At 38.1% G+C, this 20,586-nt stretch carries 23 protein-coding genes and 2 other annotated features; of the genes, 2 read left to right on the plus strand and 21 right to left on the minus strand.

What is annotated here, in order from left to right:
• Positions 1 to 29 precede the first annotated feature (29 nt).
• Positions 30 to 236: a small acid-soluble spore protein SspI gene (gene sspI, locus ACGLXV_RS02245; protein ID WP_119709338.1), complete on the plus strand. Its 207-nt coding sequence runs from the start codon at positions 30 to 32 to the stop codon at positions 234 to 236.
• A gap of 164 nt (positions 237 to 400) precedes the next feature.
• Here the strand turns inward: sspI and ACGLXV_RS02250 are convergent, their stop codons facing one another.
• Together ACGLXV_RS02250 and ACGLXV_RS02255 are read right to left on the minus strand one after the other, a co-directional pair.
• Positions 401 to 1,486, minus strand: coding sequence for a M42 family metallopeptidase (locus tag ACGLXV_RS02250; RefSeq protein WP_391557320.1), 1,086 nt, complete (start codon positions 1,484 to 1,486; stop codon positions 401 to 403).
• Between the two features lie 71 nt (positions 1,487 to 1,557).
• The gene (locus ACGLXV_RS02255; protein WP_391557321.1) at positions 1,558 to 2,052 is read right to left on the minus strand and encodes a dUTP diphosphatase; all 495 of its coding nucleotides are present in this window, start codon (positions 2,050 to 2,052) and stop codon (positions 1,558 to 1,560) included.
• Between the two features lie 133 nt (positions 2,053 to 2,185).
• Between ACGLXV_RS02255 and ACGLXV_RS02260 the strand changes: the two genes are divergently transcribed.
• Positions 2,186 to 2,566 carry a sigma-w pathway protein ysdB gene (locus tag ACGLXV_RS02260; protein WP_391557322.1) on the plus strand — a complete coding sequence of 127 codons (381 nt, stop codon included), beginning with the start codon at positions 2,186 to 2,188 and terminating at the stop codon, positions 2,564 to 2,566.
• Positions 2,567 to 2,598: 32 nt separating this feature from the next.
• Here the strand turns inward: ACGLXV_RS02260 and ACGLXV_RS02265 are convergent, their stop codons facing one another.
• From ACGLXV_RS02265 to hflK, 19 genes are all read right to left on the minus strand, one after another.
• On the minus strand, positions 2,599 to 3,186 hold the full coding sequence (locus ACGLXV_RS02265; RefSeq protein WP_391557323.1) for a TVP38/TMEM64 family protein: 588 nt from the start codon (positions 3,184 to 3,186) through the stop codon (positions 2,599 to 2,601).
• A gap of 77 nt (positions 3,187 to 3,263) precedes the next feature.
• Positions 3,264 to 3,530, minus strand: a complete 267-nt coding sequence (locus tag ACGLXV_RS02270; RefSeq protein ID WP_391557324.1) for a DUF1294 domain-containing protein — start codon at positions 3,528 to 3,530, stop codon at positions 3,264 to 3,266.
• A 73-nt stretch (positions 3,531 to 3,603) separates the two neighbouring features.
• Complete coding sequence (gene rplT / locus ACGLXV_RS02275; RefSeq protein WP_119709344.1) at positions 3,604 to 3,963, minus strand: 50S ribosomal protein L20; 360 nt, start codon at positions 3,961 to 3,963, stop codon at positions 3,604 to 3,606.
• 23 nt (positions 3,964 to 3,986) lie between these two features.
• A complete protein-coding gene (gene rpmI, locus ACGLXV_RS02280) occupies positions 3,987 to 4,187 on the minus strand; it encodes a 50S ribosomal protein L35 (RefSeq protein WP_119709345.1) in 201 nt (66 codons plus the stop codon).
• Between the two features lie 16 nt (positions 4,188 to 4,203).
• A complete protein-coding gene (infC, locus tag ACGLXV_RS02285) occupies positions 4,204 to 4,707 on the minus strand; it encodes a translation initiation factor IF-3 (RefSeq protein WP_391557325.1) in 504 nt (167 codons plus the stop codon).
• 79 nt (positions 4,708 to 4,786) lie between these two features.
• Positions 4,787 to 4,916 (minus strand) — a sequence feature (ribosomal protein L20 leader region).
• A gap of 173 nt (positions 4,917 to 5,089) precedes the next feature.
• The gene (thrS, locus tag ACGLXV_RS02290) at positions 5,090 to 7,021 is read right to left on the minus strand and encodes a threonine--tRNA ligase (RefSeq protein ID WP_391557326.1); all 1,932 of its coding nucleotides are present in this window, start codon (positions 7,019 to 7,021) and stop codon (positions 5,090 to 5,092) included.
• A gap of 50 nt (positions 7,022 to 7,071) precedes the next feature.
• Positions 7,072 to 7,310, minus strand: a binding site (T-box leader).
• A 66-nt stretch (positions 7,311 to 7,376) separates the two neighbouring features.
• Positions 7,377 to 8,240 carry a sporulation protein YtxC gene (gene ytxC / locus ACGLXV_RS02295; protein WP_391557327.1) on the minus strand — a complete coding sequence of 288 codons (864 nt, stop codon included), beginning with the start codon at positions 8,238 to 8,240 and terminating at the stop codon, positions 7,377 to 7,379.
• Between the two features lie 148 nt (positions 8,241 to 8,388).
• Complete coding sequence (dnaI, locus tag ACGLXV_RS02300; RefSeq protein WP_391557328.1) at positions 8,389 to 9,327, minus strand: primosomal protein DnaI; 939 nt, start codon at positions 9,325 to 9,327, stop codon at positions 8,389 to 8,391.
• Between the two features lie 11 nt (positions 9,328 to 9,338).
• Positions 9,339 to 10,748, minus strand: coding sequence for a replication initiation and membrane attachment family protein (locus ACGLXV_RS02305; protein ID WP_391557371.1), 1,410 nt, complete (start codon positions 10,746 to 10,748; stop codon positions 9,339 to 9,341).
• A gap of 36 nt (positions 10,749 to 10,784) precedes the next feature.
• Complete coding sequence (nrdR, locus tag ACGLXV_RS02310; RefSeq protein ID WP_391557329.1) at positions 10,785 to 11,240, minus strand: transcriptional regulator NrdR; 456 nt, start codon at positions 11,238 to 11,240, stop codon at positions 10,785 to 10,787.
• Positions 11,241 to 11,319: 79 nt separating this feature from the next.
• A complete protein-coding gene (locus tag ACGLXV_RS02315; RefSeq protein ID WP_391557330.1) occupies positions 11,320 to 11,724 on the minus strand; it encodes a hypothetical protein in 405 nt (134 codons plus the stop codon).
• Positions 11,725 to 11,866: 142 nt separating this feature from the next.
• Positions 11,867 to 12,247 carry an adenosylmethionine decarboxylase gene (speD, locus tag ACGLXV_RS02320; RefSeq protein WP_119709352.1) on the minus strand — a complete coding sequence of 127 codons (381 nt, stop codon included), beginning with the start codon at positions 12,245 to 12,247 and terminating at the stop codon, positions 11,867 to 11,869.
• 285 nt (positions 12,248 to 12,532) lie between these two features.
• Positions 12,533 to 13,579: a glyceraldehyde-3-phosphate dehydrogenase gene (locus ACGLXV_RS02325; RefSeq protein ID WP_391557331.1), complete on the minus strand. Its 1,047-nt coding sequence runs from the start codon at positions 13,577 to 13,579 to the stop codon at positions 12,533 to 12,535.
• A gap of 116 nt (positions 13,580 to 13,695) precedes the next feature.
• The gene (coaE, locus tag ACGLXV_RS02330) at positions 13,696 to 14,301 is read right to left on the minus strand and encodes a dephospho-CoA kinase (RefSeq protein ID WP_391557332.1); all 606 of its coding nucleotides are present in this window, start codon (positions 14,299 to 14,301) and stop codon (positions 13,696 to 13,698) included.
• 49 nt (positions 14,302 to 14,350) lie between these two features.
• Positions 14,351 to 14,989 (minus strand): sporulation membrane protein YtaF, encoded by a 639-nt coding sequence (ytaF, locus tag ACGLXV_RS02335; protein ID WP_119709355.1) that lies wholly within the window; start codon positions 14,987 to 14,989, stop codon positions 14,351 to 14,353.
• Positions 14,990 to 15,054: 65 nt separating this feature from the next.
• The gene (mutM, locus tag ACGLXV_RS02340; protein ID WP_391557333.1) at positions 15,055 to 15,882 is read right to left on the minus strand and encodes a DNA-formamidopyrimidine glycosylase; all 828 of its coding nucleotides are present in this window, start codon (positions 15,880 to 15,882) and stop codon (positions 15,055 to 15,057) included.
• A gap of 21 nt (positions 15,883 to 15,903) precedes the next feature.
• Positions 15,904 to 18,537, minus strand: a complete 2,634-nt coding sequence (polA, locus tag ACGLXV_RS02345) for a DNA polymerase I (RefSeq protein WP_391557334.1) — start codon at positions 18,535 to 18,537, stop codon at positions 15,904 to 15,906.
• A 114-nt stretch (positions 18,538 to 18,651) separates the two neighbouring features.
• Positions 18,652 to 19,587, minus strand: a complete 936-nt coding sequence (hflC, locus tag ACGLXV_RS02350) for a protease modulator HflC (protein ID WP_119709358.1) — start codon at positions 19,585 to 19,587, stop codon at positions 18,652 to 18,654.
• Positions 19,580 to 20,545 carry an FtsH protease activity modulator HflK gene (gene hflK, locus ACGLXV_RS02355; RefSeq protein ID WP_391557335.1) on the minus strand — a complete coding sequence of 322 codons (966 nt, stop codon included), beginning with the start codon at positions 20,543 to 20,545 and terminating at the stop codon, positions 19,580 to 19,582. Before hflK ends, hflC begins: the two co-directional genes overlap by 8 nt.
• Positions 20,546 to 20,586: the final 41 nt, after the last annotated feature.

The following is a 20,586-nucleotide window of genomic DNA, read 5'->3' on the forward strand; positions in this document are numbered from 1 at the left end:
TAAAGAAAATGAAGAAGGAGTGGGTAAAAATGAATCTTAACTTAAGAAATGCAGTTATTCATAATGTATCAGGAAATACACAAGATGAGCTACGAGACACAATCGTTGACGCCATTCAAAACGGCGAAGAAAAAATGCTTCCAGGTTTAGGAGTACTTTTTGAAGTCATCTGGAACAATGCATCCGACCAAGAAAAAAGCGAAATGCTCAAAACCCTAGAAAACGGCCTAAAATAGGGTGTCTGTCACCGCTCGTGGACAAATTCTTTGATTTGTCCACGGAAGGTGACAGACACCATCCGTGGACAGTTGGGGTGGTTTTGTCCGTCTGAGGTGGACACTATTTCCCCGCTTGCTCAAACAAAGACAGCATGCCAAAGCATGCTGTCTTTGTTTGGTCTCTATTCAAGTGTGATGCGGTCTACTGTTTCACGATCTAGACGTTTGATGACTTCAACGATTAACTTAACTGCGTTCTCGTAGTCATCACGGTGCAGCATGGCTGCATGTGAATGGATGTATCGAGTTGCAATCGTAATTGCTAAGGAAGGGACTCCTTTATGAGAAATATGGATCGACCCCGCATCCGTGCCACCGCCAGCAATTGCATCGAATTGATATGGAATTCCAAGTTCATCCGCTGTATCCGTTACTAAATCTCTTAATCCTTTGTGAGACACCATACTTGCGTCATACAGAATGATTTGTGGGCCTTTGCCCATTTTACTTTGCGCTTCCTTCTCCGACACACCAGGAGTGTCACCAGCGATTCCAACATCTACTCCAAACCCAATATCAGGCTCAATTGCTGCAGCAGAAGTACGAGCCCCACGTAAGCCTACCTCTTCTTGTACACTTCCAACTCCGTATACAATGTTTGGATGCTCTTCATTCTTCAATTGCTTTAACACATCAATCGCAATCGCACAACCAATACGATTATCCCAAGCTTTTGCTAATAAAAGCTTTTCATTGTTCATCACAGTAAACTCAAAGTATGGAACGACCATATCACCAGGACGGACTCCCCACTCTGTTGCTTCCTCACGACTTGATGCACCAATATCAATAAACATATCTTTAATTTCTACTGGTTTTTTTCTAGCTTCAGGAGATAAAATATGTGGCGGCTTTGACCCGATAACCCCCGTCACGTCTCCCTTTCTTGTAACAATCGTGACTCGCTGCGCTAACATAACCTGAGACCACCAGCCACCAACCGTTTGGAAGCGCAGGAACCCTTTATCATCAATTTGTGTGATCATAAAACCTACTTCATCCAAGTGACCAGCAACCATTATCTTCGGACCGTTCGCATCTCCCACTTTTTTAGCAATTAAGCTTCCAAGTCCATCAGTTGTTACTTCATCCGCATACGGAGCAATATGCTTGTTCATCACTTCTCTTGGCTCACGCTCATTCCCTGGAATTCCTTTGGCATCTGTTAATTCCTTGAGCATCGCTAAAGTATCATCAAGCTTTGTCATTTATTTCGACTCCCTTAATATGTATTATGTTTATAGTATACTAGCTACAACTTAAATGCACAAAGTATACATTAGTACCCTTCCTTCTGCCTTTTATAATTTACTTCATTTTTAGAGATATATGCTTCTTTTATCTCTTCTGACGTAAATCCTAGCATCTTACCTAAAACAAAATAACTTTCTAACATGCTACGATACGCATCAATACTCCTTTCTGCAGAAAAGCGATGAACCGTTTCATACATGGATAAAAACTGATTTGTCACATTTTCCTCTACTAATGCTAGTTCTTCTACCTGAACATCACGCTCAAATCCACAATCAAGTCCTAATGATAAGATAAAATGAACTCCATCTACAAATTCCTCTAAAATCACTTCTTTTGGGGAAGCCCCTTTTACACTCCAAAACTTAAAACAACGTGTCTCATTTGCTAGTTCACCTAGTTCAACCAACAAAGCCAGAACCTTTCTACTTATTAGGCTATCTGCTTTTAATTCGTGTTTTTCTGCGATATGTTCATCCAAACCTTTTTGCATCTCAAATAACTCTCGTAAATCCATCATTTCACTCTTTTCTATGTATATTACTTTAATCATAATGAAATTAAGAAAAAAATTCACTTAAAAGCAACACTTTATGAAACCTTTTTCAAATAAAAACGTATATAAGGAAAAATGAAGAGTGGAGGGCTTAAGTATGATGTGGCTACTACGCATGCTCCTAATAGCATTTATCTTATTTTTAATATACAGCGCCTTCAAATTTGTGTTAAACCCAAAGCGAAAATTGGAGTTAGCTCACGAGCAAAAACAATTCTTTTTACTCGATGATATAAAAAATGTTCGTAAGAATTTCCTCTTAACCTATAAAGGGGTTCTATTCGAAGGGGAAAAATACTTAGGCACAACCGAGAACACCTTCGAGGTTGTTTCTATATTCATTTGGCCACATAGTACCTCTGCGCTAAATGGTTTGTCAAAGGAAGATTTCCGTTATATTGAAATGGAAGTAGCTGTCTTTTATCCGAATGCAAAAATTGACTGGAAAAGTCCCATTCATGAATTTATGAAAAAATAAACGTTCAAGGGAACATCCCTTGAACGTTTTTATTAGCCCTGCTTCTCTAGCTTTGATTCCTTAAAAAAATCTCTCCACTTAATAATTGTCATCTTCTCCCTCAGTACATAAACAAGAATAGATAAAGAAAACAAAATAATAACAATCATCGTTGGAGTAAATTGACTAATAAATTGACCAAAGACAGTGTAAAAGAAAGCTAACGGAAGATTAGTAATAAAAGCTGCCTTTGAATACTCTTTAAAGCCACGGTGTCTTTCCATTAAACAAAAGTTTAATAGTTGATAGTGGACAAAAGGAACAAGTCGTAAAATCGAAATCTGACTAACTGTTAAATTACGATACTCTCCAAACCACTTTTTCCGAATCGAAGACAGTTTTTCTTGTGTTCGTGGAAATTTTGAAACGAGAGCAAAAAACAAGATGCTACTAATCATTAACCCAATAAGCGAGTATATCGTACCTGCTACTGTTCCAAAAAGAATTCCACCCGCAATACAGATGATGACTACAGGAATAAATAAAAATTGTCGTAATGAATGGAACAAGACGAATATTATCGGGGTGAAAACTCCACCAGCCTGAAACATGACAAGCAGTAACGCTAACTCCTCATCCATATGACCACCCCTTAAGCAGTTTCTTGATGTCTATTACAGCTTATCGAGGATGGACCATTTCTATGACAACTATTCCCTTAATTCCATACATAGTAAAGCAATAGACCGATTTGAAGAACAGTCAAAAATGGCAATCCCCATTTAAAGCTAGGATGCTTCGTTTTATGACGAAAGGACCTCATTCCGATAAATGCTCCAAATGCTCCTCCAAAAAAGGCGAATTGCCAAAGTGTTGCTTCTCTAATTCTATATTCATTTTTCTTAGCCTTCTGTTTATCAGCATACATCAACGTACAACTGACAATATTTATTACCAATAAATAAATCCAAATATATGTAAGCATACAATACCTCCTTGAAGGACTTAAAAAAGCCACCCTCTAGTAAGAGAATGGCTTCTATAGACTAATAAGTCAATTATTTTGCTAGGCTTTGCTTAGCAGCTGCAGCTAATTCTGCAAATGCTTTTTCGTCGCTTACTGCAAGTTCAGCAAGCATTTTACGGTTTACTTCGATACCTGCAACGCTTAAACCGTGCATTAAACGGCTATAAGAAAGACCGTTCATACGAGCTGCTGCATTGATACGAGTGATCCAAAGCTTACGGAAGTCACGCTTCTTTTGGCGACGATCACGGAATGCATACATTAGAGATTTCATAACCTGTTGGTTAGCTACTTTATATAATGTATGTTTTGAACCATAATAACCTTTTGCTAATTTTATAACTTTTTTACGACGTCTGCGAGTTACTGTACCGCCTTTAACACGTGGCATATGTTTTCCCTCCTAATTTGCAATTACTTAAGATTTACTAGTAAGTTACGGATGCGCTTGTAATCGCCTGAAGAAACTAGAGTTCCTTTACGAAGCTTACGCTTTGCCTTTGTAGATTTGTTAGCGAATAAATGGCTTCTGTAAGCGTGTGAACGCTTCAGTTTACCAGATCCTGTTCTCTTGAAACGCTTTGCTGCGCCGCGGTGAGTTTTCATTTTTGGCATTAGGGATTCCTCCTCATTACTTGTCGTTTTTAGGTGCTAATGTCATAAACATGCTTCTGCCATCCATTTTTGGATGAGATTCCACTGTTGCAACTTCTTTACAAGCTTCTGCAAAGCGGACTAAAACACGTTGTCCGATCTCTTTATGTGTAATTGCACGACCTTTAAATCGAATCGATGCTTTTACTTTATCGCCTTTTTCCAAGAATTTAATCGCATTACGTAACTTTGTGTTAAAGTCATGCTCATCAATGGATGGGCTAAGTCGAACTTCTTTAGTGGTTATGATTTTTTGATTTTTACGTGCTTCTTTTTCTTTCTTCTGCTGTTCAAACTTAAACTTACCGTAGTCCATAATACGTGCTACTGGTGGTTTCGCGTTTGGTGCAACAAGAACAACGTCAAGATTTACACGCGTAGCAATCTCAAGTGCTTCGATTTTTGATTTAATGCCTAGTTGTTCGCCATTTTGATCAATTAGACGTAATTCGCGGGCACGAATACCCTCGTTCAACAACATGTCTTTGCTAATAGCTGGACACCTCCAAGGTTTAATGCGAATACAACGTTTGGGTTAAGAAGATTTCATTTTCAAAAGAAAAATAAAAAAAGTGCGGATGAATGCACCCACACTTTACGATACCCATACGGTAATAAGCCTTTTCGTAAAACCTGCCAACTGCACTTTGGCGTCAATCAGGTGAGAAGCGGGTGCTTCTTCTTTATCTCAAACTCGTATTCAATTTACCTTAGCAACTATATCACAATAAATAATACATGTCAACGAAACACTTTTTTTTATCACAACGAAATGAATTGTATCAAAAATATACGTTTGTGGCAATACTTTTTCAAAAAATAAACGGAAAGAGGATGATCAGACATCCTCTTTCGTAAAAAACTTAGCGTTTTACTTCCATCTTTAAATCCTCAACAAACGTTTCAAAGGAAACAACCTCTGATTTTTGCTCGCCATATTTTCGTACATTCACTGCCTTTTCTGCTACTTCATTGTCACCAACGACTAGCATATAAGGAGTTTTTTGCATTTGCGCTTCACGAATCTTGTAACCGATTTTCTCATTTCGATCATCGATTTCAACACGAATACCTTCTGCCTGAAGAAGTTCTTGAACTTGCTTTGCGTAATCAAAATGAACATCAGGAGAAACAGGAATCACTTGAACCTGTACAGGTGCTAACCAAGTAGGGAAAGCTCCTTTGTATTCTTCAATCAAGAACGCAACAAAACGCTCCATCGTTGATACGACACCACGGTGGATAACGACAGGACGATGTTGTTTCCCATCCTCACCCACATAGCTTAAATCAAAGCGTTCTGGCAACAAGAAGTCTAACTGGACAGTAGAAAGAGTTTCCTCCTTCCCAAGAGCTGTCTTCACTTGAACATCAAGCTTTGGACCATAAAATGCTGCTTCACCCTCTGCTTCAAAATAATTTAGCCCGAGGTCATCCATCGCTTCTTTTAACATGCTTTGAGCCTTTTCCCACATTTGATCATCATCAAAATACTTTTCTTTATCTTCAGGATCACGGTACGATAGGCGGAAGGAGTAATCATTGATATTAAAATCTTTGTACACTTCCAATACCAATCCTACCACTCGCTTAAATTCATCCTTGATTTGATCTGGACGAACGAAAATATGCGCATCGTTTAACGTCATTCCACGTACACGTTGAAGACCAGAAAGTGCTCCAGACATTTCATAGCGGTGCATCGTTCCAAGCTCAGCAATACGAATAGGAAGCTCACGATAACTATGAATACCGTGCTTATAGATCATCATATGATGCGGACAGTTCATAGGGCGTAAAACGAGCTGCTCATTGTCCATTTCCATAACCGGGAACATGTCTTCTTGATAATGATCCCAGTGCCCTGATGTTTTATATAAATCAACGCTTCCCATCACAGGTGTGTACACGTGGTCGTAACCAAGTCGTGACTCCTTATCCACGATATATCTCTCGATAATACGGCGAATCGTCGCACCCTTTGGTAGCCACATTGGAAGGCCTTGTCCCACTTTTTGCGAGTTCATGAATAAATTTAATTCTTTACCTATTTTTCTATGATCACGCTCTTTTGCTTCTTCCAGTAGACGGAGATGTTCAGCCAAGTCTTCTTTCTTGAAGAAAGCTGTTCCGTATATACGTTGAAGCATTTTATTATCGCTATCGCCTCTCCAGTATGCGCCCGCAATACTAAGAAGTTTTAATTCCTTCAATTTCCCTGTCGATGGAACATGAACTCCACGACATAGGTCGAAGAAATCCCCTTGCTCATAAATTGTTACCGTTTCTCCTGCAGGTATGGCTTCAATCAGCTCAAGCTTGTATTCATCGCCAATCTCTTTGTACAGCTGAACTGCCTCGTCACGACTAACTTCTTTACGAACAATCTCAATGTTTTCGTTAATAATTTTTTTCATTTCTTTTTCAATTATCGGAAGATCTTCTGGTGTTAATGATTCTTCAATATCTACATCGTAGTAAAATCCGCCTTCAATAACTGGACCAACACCAAGCTTTACATTTTTGTAAAGGCGCTTAATCGCTTGTGCCATTAAGTGGGCGCTACTATGTCTAAGGATCTCAAGTGCATCTGCACTATCCTGAGTAACAATTTCAATTGCTCCATCTTGCTCAATCGGACGTTTAAGATCATACAACTGGCCATCTACTTTTCCAGCCAATGCCTTCTTTTTAAGCCCTGGGCTAATGGAGGCAGCAACATCTTCTGTTGTTGTTCCAAACGGAAACTCCTTTACTGCACCGTCTGGGAACGTTAACTTTACAACATTTGACATAACCATTTTCCTCCTAAATATAAAATAAAAATAAAAAAACTCGTCCCTCGGAAAGGGACGAGTTTATAAACAACACGTGGTTCCACCCTAATTTTCACCTTGATAAATCATCAAGATGACTTTAGATAAATAGATAACGGACTTTATCCGTCAGCCCATACTTAATAAATTGTTCAAGGCTGATGTTTAGAGGTGGTAAGCTATTCAATCGTGTTAGGAAGTTTCCAGCCAAAGCCTTCCCTCTCTGATAACCGTATATAAACGCTCATATCCTCATCATAACATTTATATCATGAAGTTGTACCTTATTATGTACGTATTATAGTTTGTTCATGAGGGAAAAGCAAGTATCTATCTAGAAATTCTCATCAGCAGCAAAGGCTAATTTTCTTTTACGATCATGAAATAAGTTCATGGCTGCTACAACTACCCTTTCCTCAAAAAGATTACAGATCGTTCGAACCAAAGGCTGTTCCGGTTCATCGGTGTACAAATAAATCTTTTGGGGAGCAATCGAAAGCAACGGTGCAATAGTGACACTATCAATATAGACCGGGTGATTGGAAAGTAGTTTCCGATCGATCAGTTGCAAAATTTCTTTTCTTTTTAATTCAAAGAATTTCTCATCAAAAAAGGTTATTGAATCAGACACAATTAAATGAATCACCTTCTTGATTGAACTTCTTCCAGCTAAAAATTCTCTGAGCGTATGAACAAAAATTTGATACTCTTGCTCTAGTTTATACTCATCAATCGCAACCTCGACCACTCTCTCTATGAGAGTCGTAATGGAACGCAGTCGAAAGCGCAGGAAAGAGTCAAACGAGAAAGACAAACGCTGTGAGAATAATTCATTAATAGCGGATTCTACCAAATTATTTAATGTGTTCACATCCACAAACGATAAGAGTTCCCTTCTGTTTCCTTCAACAATGGCAGTAATAATATCTAGTATTTGTTCCTGTTCATGTTCATCATCATAACAAAAATGATCTTTTAAGATTTCTCGAGACCAATCCACTATTTTAATTTCCTGAATAAACTGTCCAAATGCTTTTTTCACAACCGCTTCTTCCAGTTTCCCATCACATTTTACTATATGTTTATCTTCAATAAGAAGAGTCTCATGATTCAAATGGAGTGAGGATTGTGCGTGTTTCTTTAGCAATTGGTGAAATCTTTTCGCATCCTCTTTATTTTGGAAAATGATCTCAAACAACCAAATCCCCCCTTTTGGTGAAATCAACGCTTGAAAGGTCCATGCGGCTGCATGTTCGTTTTCACAGTCTCTGCTTTCATGTATATGGGGAACTTGGTCAAAATAGAATAAGAGCCAGCGGACTTTTTCCACTGGCTCTTATCTTTATCTATTTTCTTCTATTTGGACCATCCACTTGGACAGGGTGAGCTAAGTATCTAATCCTCTCAAGAAGCCTTCTTGCTTTCATCTTCTCTTCTTCTCCACGTTGACTATACGTTAGGTGCACTTCTAACCCATCGAAATCAAAGTTAGAGGTAAAGAAAGTAGGCAGGTTTTCAAGCATACGGAATTGAAGAATCGTTCCTAACACTTCATCCCTTGCCCAGCTTGACATCGTCTCTGCACCTATATCATCAATCATTAACACCGGTACTCTCTTCACTTTTTCGATTTTTTCATTTAATGTAGAATCACCGATGGAGCTCTTTAATTCTCTAATCAGTTCTGGAAAATACACGATCATGGAGGAAACTTTTTTCTTAGCTAGGTCATTTGCAATGGCTCCCAGTAGATACGATTTTCCGACACCGAACTTCCCATACAAATAAAGCCCTTTTTGCATGGTGTCAGGATGATAATTAAGAATGAAATCTGCTGCAAGATCAATTGCTTCTAATCTCCCTGCATAATCACCCTCCGTGTCGATTTCTGAAAAGCTAGCCTTCAATATTTCCTTTGGCATATACATACTTTGAATTAACTTTTCACTTTTTCTTCTCTCATCAGACATGACCTTCCTTGGACACCGATCATAATGGATCTCAATGCTCCCACGGACAAGAACTAATTCTGGCTGATAGCCCTGCATAATATTTTTACAACCCTCAAGACTCGGACATTCCGTACATTCCGTACATTGTGTCGAATACTCATAGAGCTTGGCCAAATTTCTTTCAATCATTTGGCTCGTTAGGATATCACTGTGCTTCGTTATAAACTCCCTGATGTCCGGATGCTGCATGACTTGTCTCTTTTGTCGTTCGTACCGTTCTTGAAAGCTTGGACTAGCTGAAAGTTTTTTTAATGTTTCATTGATTCGTTCCAAACACTCACCTCCTAGCTCTTAAACCTTTTTAATTTTTCCTGTAAAGCACGTTTTTTCTCTTCCATCTCTTTATTATCTGAGGATTTCTGATCAGATTGATCCTCATTCTCGTTTTTATCAAACCAATCTGGTAAGCTTTCTGTTCGTATGGCCTTTTTCCTATTACTAGTCTTTGGAGTTTGTTTTACTGTTTGCTTCCCCTCAGCCCAGTCTAAGTATTGTCGATGTTCTTTTTTAGCAAGTTCCATTGCTTCAGACACCGTCTGGACCCTTTTACGCGCCCAATGAGAGGCAATTTTGTCCACATAAGCCTTCGTCAACTTCATATCTGTTTTCAATAATACGTACTGAATGAGCACGTTCACCACGCCAGGAAGAAGCTTTTGTTGGAACATGACATCTTCAACAATTTGCAAATCACTTTTCGATGGTTCTCCCCCACCAGATATATCAATTAACAATTGTCGAGGAGACGTTTTCTCAAGGTATTGAACCAATTTCTCTTCTTGAGTTTTAGGCTCCACCGTTGTTGTAACATGTGGAAGTGGTTGTATTTTATCTATTAATAACGGAAGTTGGTCAGAAAAGTTAAGCTGATACCAATCTCTAGCGGATTTTCTAAGTTCATCAATTTGAATTTCATTTGATTCATCAACTGCACTAATTACAATGTTTTTCATTTGGATCGGGTCAATCCCATAGAGGAAGGATAATTTCGCAATTGCTTCTCGCACCTTTTTATTGATGGCACGTTTAGGAACAAGTACATCTGAAAGCCCTGCAAATAGCAGGTCAAAATCAAAATGTACTTCATCAACCTTAATTGTCTCAGGGTTCACTCGATCGAAGTATACACGTTGTTCTTCAAGTTTCAGGTCATCTACCAGATGTGATGAAGGGTTACCTGGAACAGCAGAGTCAAATACTTCTTGAAACGACCTTGTAACATTCTCGTAGCCATTTTCTTTTCCCAAGAAATGTTCATCACTAAAAAACCTTTTTAGTTTTAAAAATTGATTTTTACCTATTTTTCGATACAAATACACGTTAAGCATGCCATCTAGAAAAAACTGACTGGGTGATAAAGGCGGTTTTATTTCATATACAAATGATCGAAGCCCTGCCTCTGTTCGCACATACGTGGAGAGAAGGCCAATTCCTTCTAACTTTAGACGGGCATCGTAGATTTGTTTTAAATTACTATCCATCACATTCATAAGAGCATGATGTGAACTACCATCCGATGATAAGCGGTTCTCGTCTATTTGCGACCAAAGGGTCATATAGAGACTGTATGCTATCGGACCAATCAGTGGCTGATATAAAAGTGTCAGCACCTTTCGATCATACTCAAATAACAAACCATTTGAGGCCACCTCATAGCGATCGACTGGTAGCATTTCCTGCCAATGCTGAGCCATAGGCTTCATTTCCTCTCTTAACAACAAACTTCCCTACTAATCCTTTTTTATCAATTCCTTCAATTCTTCAATAAAGACGTTAATATCTTTAAATTGTCTATATACAGAGGCAAATCTTACGTACGCGACCTCATCTAATTTTGCTAAACGATCCATAACCATTTCTCCAACTGCTTCACTCTTTATTTCCGATACTCCATGACTGCGAAGTTCTTTTTCTATATCGGAAGTTATTTTTTCTAATTCAGGCAAAGCAACAGGTCTTTTTTCACAAGCTTTAATCAGACCACGTAGAATCTTATCACGGCTAAATTCTTCTCTTGTTCCTTCCTTTTTTACGACAATCAAAGGAATTTCCTCTACCTTCTCAAAGGTTGTAAAACGAAAGGAACATTTCTCACACTCTCTTCTTCTGCGAATCGATCTATTTTCATCGATAGGTCTTGAATCGAGAACACGAGTATGATTATTTTGACATGCAGGACATTTCATAACATCAACTCCGAAACAGAATGGATTCTGCTGAATCTAACACTATCTTATTAAAACTTCATTTGTAGTACAAGCAATTCTATTCTCCTGCGTGTTTTCCAACACCAATATACGGATGCTTCTTATCTAACTCTTGATAAATACGAGTGATTTCTGCTCTTAAGCTTGGGTATGCTCCCAACAGCACCGTTTGCTCAGTGGAAACATTTATATCTACAGCCGTCTCATAAGGCTTAACCGTTATAATCGTAATAATGGCAAACATTTTCTTTCCACGATTGATTTCAACTGCAATTTCCCCGTGGTCAATGGAATCACTTACTACTTTTGCATGCTGATCATTTTCAATGATTTCTTTTACAGATTGAAACAAAGATTGGAGATTTACTCGATAATATCTCGTTCTAAGCTCTTCCTCGACATGATTTTCTTTTGTTTCGCATTGCCTATTAAATTGTCTAAACACCTGTTTCACAAATGACATAATTATTCCTCCAAATCGAAAGATGTATGTACATATATTTTAACCTAAAAGGACCGGCAATGTTAATGTTTCAATAAAAGAGAAATTAAAAAGAGGTGTATAATATACACCTCTCGAATTTCATAAGTTTTGTAAGCTACGATTATAGCACTTTCGCTTTTGCTTGTTTAACTTGAACAGGACCCATTCCACGAGGAATTTCGATGTTCTCACGAGTTTGAGCACCTAATGCTTCAGCGATATGGTCTGCTGCGATATTAGGATCCATGTCTCCACAAGTATACACATCAATACTAGCATAGCCATGTTCAGGAAAGCTGTGAATAGTTAAATGTGATTCAGAGATAATAACCACTCCACTCACACCTTGTGGTGCAAATTTATGAAAAGCAACCTCGCGAATTTCAGCACCAGATTTTAATGCCGCATCTGCAAAAATTTGCTCAATTTGCTCCATATCATTTAACTTTTCAAAATCACAACCCCATAACTCAGAAATAACGTGACGACCCATAGTTTCCATATTCAAATTTCCCCCTTTAACCATTTTTACTACAGTAACTGAATTTCCCTAATTTTTTGGATTATAACTACCACGGGGGAAAGTTAGTCCAAAGAGGTCCTAACCCTTTAAGTAGATATAGATTCCAAATTTCAAGAAGTTCACGATGACTAGTATACTTTGTTTGTTTTTTTTTTGCAATAATGTATTTAAAAAATCTTTACAAAAAAGAGGAAAAGTAAAATCCCTTTCTTCTATTTCCTACAAAAAATCAGTCTTCTGAGGGTATCCCAGAAGACTGATTACTTACAACGAGCTTACTCGTTTTATATTATTTTCTGAAGCTAAAGAAAGTTGATTAGCCACATGCTTCGTCAGATCAACGACACGACAAGAATAACCCCACTCATTATCGTACCATGCGAGAACCTTTACCTTGTTCGCACCTATAACCATTGTAGACAACCCATCAACAATCGCAGAGTGTTCATTGGTATTAAAGTCAACCGATACTAGTGGCTCTTCTGTAATGGCGAGTATCCCCTTTAGTTCATCCTTGGAGGCTGTTTCGAATACATCATTTATCTCATCTATTGTTACTTCTCGCTTTAAATCAACAACTAAATCAACTAATGAGACATTGGTTGTAGGAACTCTTAATGACATTCCATGCAGCTTCCCTTTCATTTCAGGTAGCACTAGTGAAAGAGCTTTAGCAGCACCCGTGCTTGTCGGAATGATTGATTGACCACAAGCTCTTGCTCTTCGAAGATCTTTATGCGGATTATCAATATTTTTTTGATCATTTGTATAGGCATGCACTGTCGTCATTAACCCATTAATTATACCAAACTCATCTTCAAGTACTTTTACAACAGGAGCTAAACAATTTGTCGTACAAGACGCATTTGAAATGATATCATGCTCATATATATTTAACTGGTGTTCATTCACACCCATGACGATCGTAATATCTTCTCCTTTACCCGGTGCTGTTAATATAACTTTCTTTGCACCCGCTTCTAAGTGGAGACTAGCTTTCTCTCTAGCGTTAAATTTCCCAGTCGCCTCGATTACGATATCAATATTAAGTGAACTCCATGGAAGCTCCTCTGGATTACGATGGTTAATTAACTTCACTCTTTTTCCATTGACCAATAAGGAATCTTGTTCAGCTACTACCTCACCATCAAACTTTCCGTGATTTGTGTCATACTTTATTAAATGTGCTAATGTTTCCGCAGGATAACTAGCATTAATGGCTACTATTTCTAATGTATCATCACAAATTGCCTTTCTGAAAACCATTCTTCCTATTCTTCCAAACCCATTAATCGCTATTCTAGCCCTCATGTTACGGCTCCCTTCAAAAGTGTTATACTTTATTTCCGTAATTTACAATTAGTATAACATATTAGTTGCGAATTGTGGTGATAAAAAAACCTATTTTCAATAAAAAAACCATCACATTAATTTGTGATGGTTTTCCAATCCGTAAGAAGCTCTATCAGTTGCTTTTTCGTATCGTCTATCGTTCCATTATTATTAATCACTTTATCAGCAAGCTTCCGTTTATCTTCAATTGGCATTTGGGATTGTATTCGAGCAAGTGCTTCCTCCTTTGTTAACAGATTTCTATCCATCAATCTCTGAAGCTGAACATCTTTCTCTACATACACAAGCAGAACTACATCAACCATATGCTTTAATCCGCTTTCAAATAAAAGAGGAATATCCAATACAACTACTTGGTCTCCTCGCAAAATAGCTGTTTCCTTCTTCTCATTCATCCTTCTTCTTACATCTGGATGAACAATTTCATTTAACTTTTGTCTCATCACACTGTCATTAAAAATGATTTCAGCTAATTTAGAGCGATTAATCGTATGATCATCATTCAGAATACCTTCACCAAAATATGTAACGATTTGTTCGTATGCTGCTTCTCCTATCTCAACTGCCTTTCTTGCTTCTATATCAGCGTCAATGACCTCAATTCCCATTTCTTTAAACATATTTGCCACAGTGCTTTTCCCACTAGCAATGCCACCCGTTAATCCAACGACTAAAGTCATATTTAAGCCCTCCGTTTAACATAAAAGCCTCCACAAAAGGAGGCTTTTCTCAAATTTTCCATATTCCAATAATAATTAACAATACCCCAGGTAAAAAGGCGAAGCGCTGAAGCCAGCTATTCTCTGAAAAATGTTTCCCAAGCTGTAATCCCGCATAAATAAAGAGAAAGCACATTAATGCAACAGCAGTCCCTAAAATACTTGGAGAAAAGTCTAGCATCGCAGCACCTATTCCGGCCCCAAATGCATCTAAAGATAACGCTAATCCAAGCATATAGGCTTCAATACCATTGATCGTACCCGATTGATCAAAGTCTGCTGACATCGGCTTTCGTAATATTTGAATAACAATCCCAAGAGATTTAATCTCAAAATCAATGATCGTTTTTGGATGGGGAAGCATTGATGAGGCGGATTTCTCTGATCGAAAAAATTGAGCTAAAACCCATGCCCCTAATAAAATGAGTATGATTCCCCCAATACTCTCAGCGATATCAGGCGATAAGACGGACTCAATGAAATGACCAATAATCATCCCTACAGTGAGTGTTCCTGCAGAGCATAAAGAGATGACCGCGATTGACTTAAAAGGAATTCGCATTTTCCTTAGACCGTATGTGAAACCTACACTAAAACTGTCAATGCTAACTGCTAATGCAAGTAGTAATAATGGAACAGATAGTACCATTGGAAAGACTCCTTCCTAACAAAAAGCTAGGATAGTATATGATAGGAGCCCATCCAAGGTTCAACCTACTTCTTCTTTTGACATTTTGGACAAAACACGGTTCCTCGCCCACCGACGACAATTTTTTCTAGAGGAGTATTACATATTTTACAATTTTCACCTTTCCGACCGTATACAAATAATTCAAGCTGAAACATCCCCATTTGCCCTTGAGAATTCACATAAGATCGTACCGTACTTCCACCCTTTTCAACCGCTTCACCTAGCGTTTCCTTTATTTGTTCATAAAGGATGTTCCACTCTTTTTTCTTCAATGAGCTCGCAATTCTCTCAGGATGAATTTTCGATCGAAAAAGGGCTTCATCTACGTAAATATTGCCTAGTCCAACGACCACTGTTTGGTCAAGCAAGGCTGTTTTGATTGATCTTTGTGTTTTCGATAACCTTTTTTGCAAATAGGATGACGTAAAATCTGGATCAAATGGTTCAGGTCCGAGAGTAGATAAAGGTGGCTCGCTAAACTCTTTTCCTTTTTCAAATAAGTGCATCGTTCCAAATTTACGTACATCTTTGTAGCGGAGCTCTGTCCCGTCGGTAAAAGTAAAAATCACATGCGTGTGGAGAGCTACTGGTTCCTCAGCCTCAAAATGTGCATATCTACCTTCCATACGCAAATGGGAAATTAACGCAAATTTTTCAGTATATAAGATAAGAAATTTTCCTCTTCTCCCTAACTGAACAAATCTCTCGCCAATCAAAGCGTCACAAAACTGATCTACATCAGGATGTTTAATGATTTTTGGCCAAAGAACAGTTACCTTTTTGATTTCTTTATCCAAAATAAGCATTTCTAATGTACGTCGAACCGTTTCGACCTCTGGAAGTTCTGGCAATATTCTTCCTCCCTACTGCCTTTATTTCGCGTCAAACCAAGTCGGACCGTAGGAATAATCAACCTTAAGTGGCACTTTCAACTCCACTGTATGTTCCATAACGTCAGGGACGATTTCCTTCAATCGCTCGATTTCTTCTTCTGGTGCTTCGAATATTAATTCATCATGTACAGATAGCAACAATCGTGATTTTAGTTTCTCCTTTTCGAGCCTGTCCGCCATATCTATCATCGCTTTTTTAATAATATCCGCTGCACTTCCTTGAATCGGCGTATTCATTGCCGTCCGTTCCGCAAAGCTACGAAGGTTGAAGTTCCTGCTTGTTATTTCCGGGATATATCTTCGGCGATGCAGAAGGGTTGACACGAATCCCTTTTGCTTTGCATCTTTTACGATTTCTTCCATATATTCTTTCACACCTGGATAACTTTCTAAGTATCTTTCAATAAAGCTACCTGCTTCTTTTCGTGTAATATTTAAGCTCTGTGACAACCCATAATCACTGATGCCGTAAACAATTCCAAAGTTAACCGCTTTTGCATGTCGTCTCATGTTGGATGTTACTTCTTCCTTGGATACATGAAACACATCCATCGCTGTTTTTGTATGAATGTCTAGACCCTCTTGAAAGGCTTCGATTAGCTTTTCGTCATTTGCAATATGCGCCAACACCCGTAATTCAATTTGTGAGTAATCGGCTGCAAAAATAACCCAGCCTTCCTCTGACGGAATAAAGGCTTGACGAATTTTACGACCTTCTTCTAGACGAATAGGGATATTTTGTAAGTTAGGATCTGTAGAGCTTAATCTCCCTGTCTGAGTTAAAGCCTGATTAAATCTTGTATGAACTTTATTAGTTGTAGGATTAATTACTTTAAGTAATCCTTCAATATAAGTGGACTGAAGCTTACCAAGCTGACGGTAGTTTAATATTTCTCGAATAATTTCGTGTTCTGCTTCAAGCTTCTCCAGTACATCTGCAGAGGTAGAATAGCCAGTTTTTGTCTTTTTTGCTACCGGAAGCTGTAACTTTTCAAAGAGAATGACGCCTAACTGCTTTGGTGAATTAATATTAAAGCTTTCGCCTGCAAGATCGTAGATACGAGCTTCAATATTAGTTAGTTGTTTGGTAATTGCTTCTCCCATCGCATGGAGTCGGTCGAGGTCAATCTTAATTCCACACGATTCCATATCCGCTAAAATTAAAGATAAAGGAAGCTCTAAATCATAATAAAGTTCAAATTGTTCATTTGCTTTTAACTCTTGTTCGAGCTTATCACGCAGATCTTGTAACACTAGTCCTTTTCGAACGAGATGTTCTCCAAGCTGTTCCGGTTCAGGGATCTTTCTCTTAGCCCCTTTTCCGTAAAACGCCTCATCAGAACTAATACTCGTAAAACCATAGCGTTTAGCGGTCGTTGAAATATCATCAACTGACTCGGCTGGATTCATAATATAAGAAGCTAACAGTAAGTCAAACTCAATCCCTTTTAGGTGGATATGATGATGTCTTAGAGATACCTCTGTCCTTTTCGCGTCATACACAATTTTTTTAGAAGCTTCATTTTCAGCCCAAGTTTTAAAAACGGATGATTCCATTGCTACATTGGTAGGAATGAAAAAGTTCCCCCTTTCATTCACTAGTGATATACCCACAATATCAGCATAATGATAATTATCATCTAACACTTCAATGTATAAAGCATTCTCATCCGCAAAAAGTTCTTCCGTTACCTCATGGACCGTTGTAAATTCAATACTCTCTAAAGGTTCTTCCACAGAAGCTCCTGTGTGATCCCCTAATTTATCCAGCAATGAATTAAATCCTAATTCTTTAAATAACTGAACAACCTTGTCACGGTCATACTCGTCATATTCGAATTCCTCGATTTGTACCGTAACTGGAGCTTCTCTCGTTATGGTCGCAAGCTCTTTACTCATAATGGCCTGGTCTTTGAATTCCTCAAGCTTTTCTTTTAATTTCTTCCCACTCACTTGGTCAATCGACTCGAGCAGTTTTTCGAGTGTCTCAAACTCCGCTAATAGCTTAATAGCGGTTTTCTCACCAACTCCAGGGACACCAGGAATATTGTCTGACGTATCCCCCATCAACCCTTTCATATCAATGATCTGCTTTGGTGTTAAACCATATTTTTCTTTGATATGCTCTGGAGTATATTCCTCAATTTCCGTGATCCCTTTTTTTGTGATCGCAACAGTCGTTTTTTCAGAACTCAACTGTGTTAAATCTTTATCTCCCGAAATAACCTTTACTTCATAGCCATCTTCTTCTGCCTTCTTCGACAAAGTACCAATAATATCATCTGCTTCATAGTTTTCAAGTTCATACCTTTGGATTCGGTATGCGTCCAATACTTCTCGAATAAAAGGGAATTGTTCGGATAGCTCAGGAGGTGTTTTTTGACGTCCTCCCTTATACTCACTAAATGTCTTATGGCGGAAGGTTGTTTTTCCAGCATCAAACGCAACCATTATATGTGATGGCTTCTCATCCTCCAATATCCTCAAGAGCATCATCGTAAATCCATAAACGGCATTCGTATGAATTCCTTTATCATTGTTTAGCAATGGCAGAGCAAAAAATGCCCGGTAGGCAATGCTATTTCCATCAATTAATACGAGTTTCTTTTTCAAAGGAAGCCTCCCTTTCTAACTAAAGCTTGTCTCATGTCATATGTAAAAAAGCCAGTGTTTTCCTTCTTTATTCTACCATGACCATGATAGGAAAGGAAAACGCCGGCTTCATATTTACTCTGTATATCCCATAAGCAAACGGGCATAAGGTGAATCTGATGGCAGAACAATAACCGTTTCACCGTTAATTGTCTTTTTATACGATTCCAATGTTCTAAATAATTGATAGAAGCTCGGGTCTTTTGAGAATGCCTCATTATATACCTTTGCAGCTTGTGCTTCTCCCTCCGCACGAATCGTTTCGGCATCTGCTTGCGCTTTCGCTAGCGTTTCTTTTACCTGGCGATCAGTATCTGCAATAATAATATTTTTCTGTGCATCTCCTATTGATAAATACTCCTGGGCTTTTGATTCACGTTCTGAGATCATCCGAGTGAACACCGACTGTTCGTTTTCCTTTGGGAGATCTGTTCTTTTCATACGCACATCTGTTACAACAATTCCGTAATTGTCTTGTGAGAGAAGCTCATTAACCTTCTCTGTAATTTTATCATTTAAAGAACCTCTAGTAGACGCCTCATCATTAATGATTTCTTCGTAGTTTAACTTTCCAAGCTCAGATCGAACAACTGAGTAAATAAACTCCTCCATTCTACCTTCAGCATTTTCAAGCGTTCTCGCATTCGAAATCATTTTTTTAGGATCCTCAATTTTCCAAACAGCATAGTTGTCAATTAACATTCGTTTTTTATCTTTCGTATTAATTTCAGCTTCATTTACATCATAGGTCATTTGATATTTTGGTAGAGTTGAAACACTTTGAACAAATGGAATTTTATAGCTTAGACCAGGAGTACTCTCAATTCGAACAACTTCACCGAATTGGCGAATAACTCGGTATTCTCCTTCCTTAACGATAAATAAATTGGTGAGAGTGATCCCAATCAATAGAAGGATTAAAAGCGCAATCAGTCCAAATTTGGTATAATTCCGCCACTTAAAACCATCTCCAGAACGCTCTTTCATATCGATTACATTTCCATCACTCATTGTTTCCACTCCCCTCTGCCTGTGGTTTTGCTTCTTCTTTTTCTAGAGGTCTAATCGGGAAATACTTCAATGTATCACCATCATCATTCATGATATAAATTTCTGTTCCTGGTAATACTTCCTCTAATGTTTCTAACACAAGCCGTTGTCTAGTTACTTCAGGATTGTTTTTATACTCATCGTAAAGCTTATTAAAAACCGCTACATCCCCTCTAGCAATCTCGATCCTTGCTGATTGGTCCCCCTCAGCTCTTGAAATAAGGGCTGTCTTTTCCCCTTCTGCTTCATTGATTTTTTGATTTTGGTACTTCTTTGCTTCATTAATTTTTGTATTCATCGTTTCACGAGCATCTGTAACATTGGTAAATGCTTTCCGAACTTCTTCGTTTGGAAGCTCCACATCTTGCAGCTTCACCGCCATAATGGTAATCCCTATATCATATTTATCCATTAACGTCGACAGTAGCTCTCTGACACTTGCTTCTATTTCTGCTTTCCCAGAGGTTAATGCATCATCAATTTTGGAGCTTCCTATAATACTACGAAGAGAAGCTGAAGTGGCATCACGTAATATCTCTTCTGGATTATCCGCATTATATAGATATTTTGAAGGCGTCGTAATCTTCCATTGAACAACAAGATCTGCTAGAACGATATTTTCATCTCCAGTAATCATCTTTGTTTCATTATCGAATTCAACAATTTCTCCATCTTTTTCTTCATAACCAAATTGTAAGCTAAACGTTTCCTTCGAAAGCTTCTCTACATTTTGAATAGGCCAAGGCATTTTAAAATGTAACCCAGGTTCTGTTATACCTTCTTCTACCTTCCCAAAGGTTAATATTACAGCCTGTTCAGATTCATCAACGGTATACCACGTCGTAAAAACAACAAAACTTAATACTATGATTAAAAATATTATACCTACCAGTGAATAAATTCTTTTTAAGCTAAGCAACAACCTTCACCTCTTTCCCTTTAATAAGAACAGTTAATTGA

Source organism: Robertmurraya sp., from assembly GCF_036676585.1.
Classification (GTDB): Bacteria; Bacillota; Bacilli; order Bacillales; family Cytobacillaceae; genus Robertmurraya_A.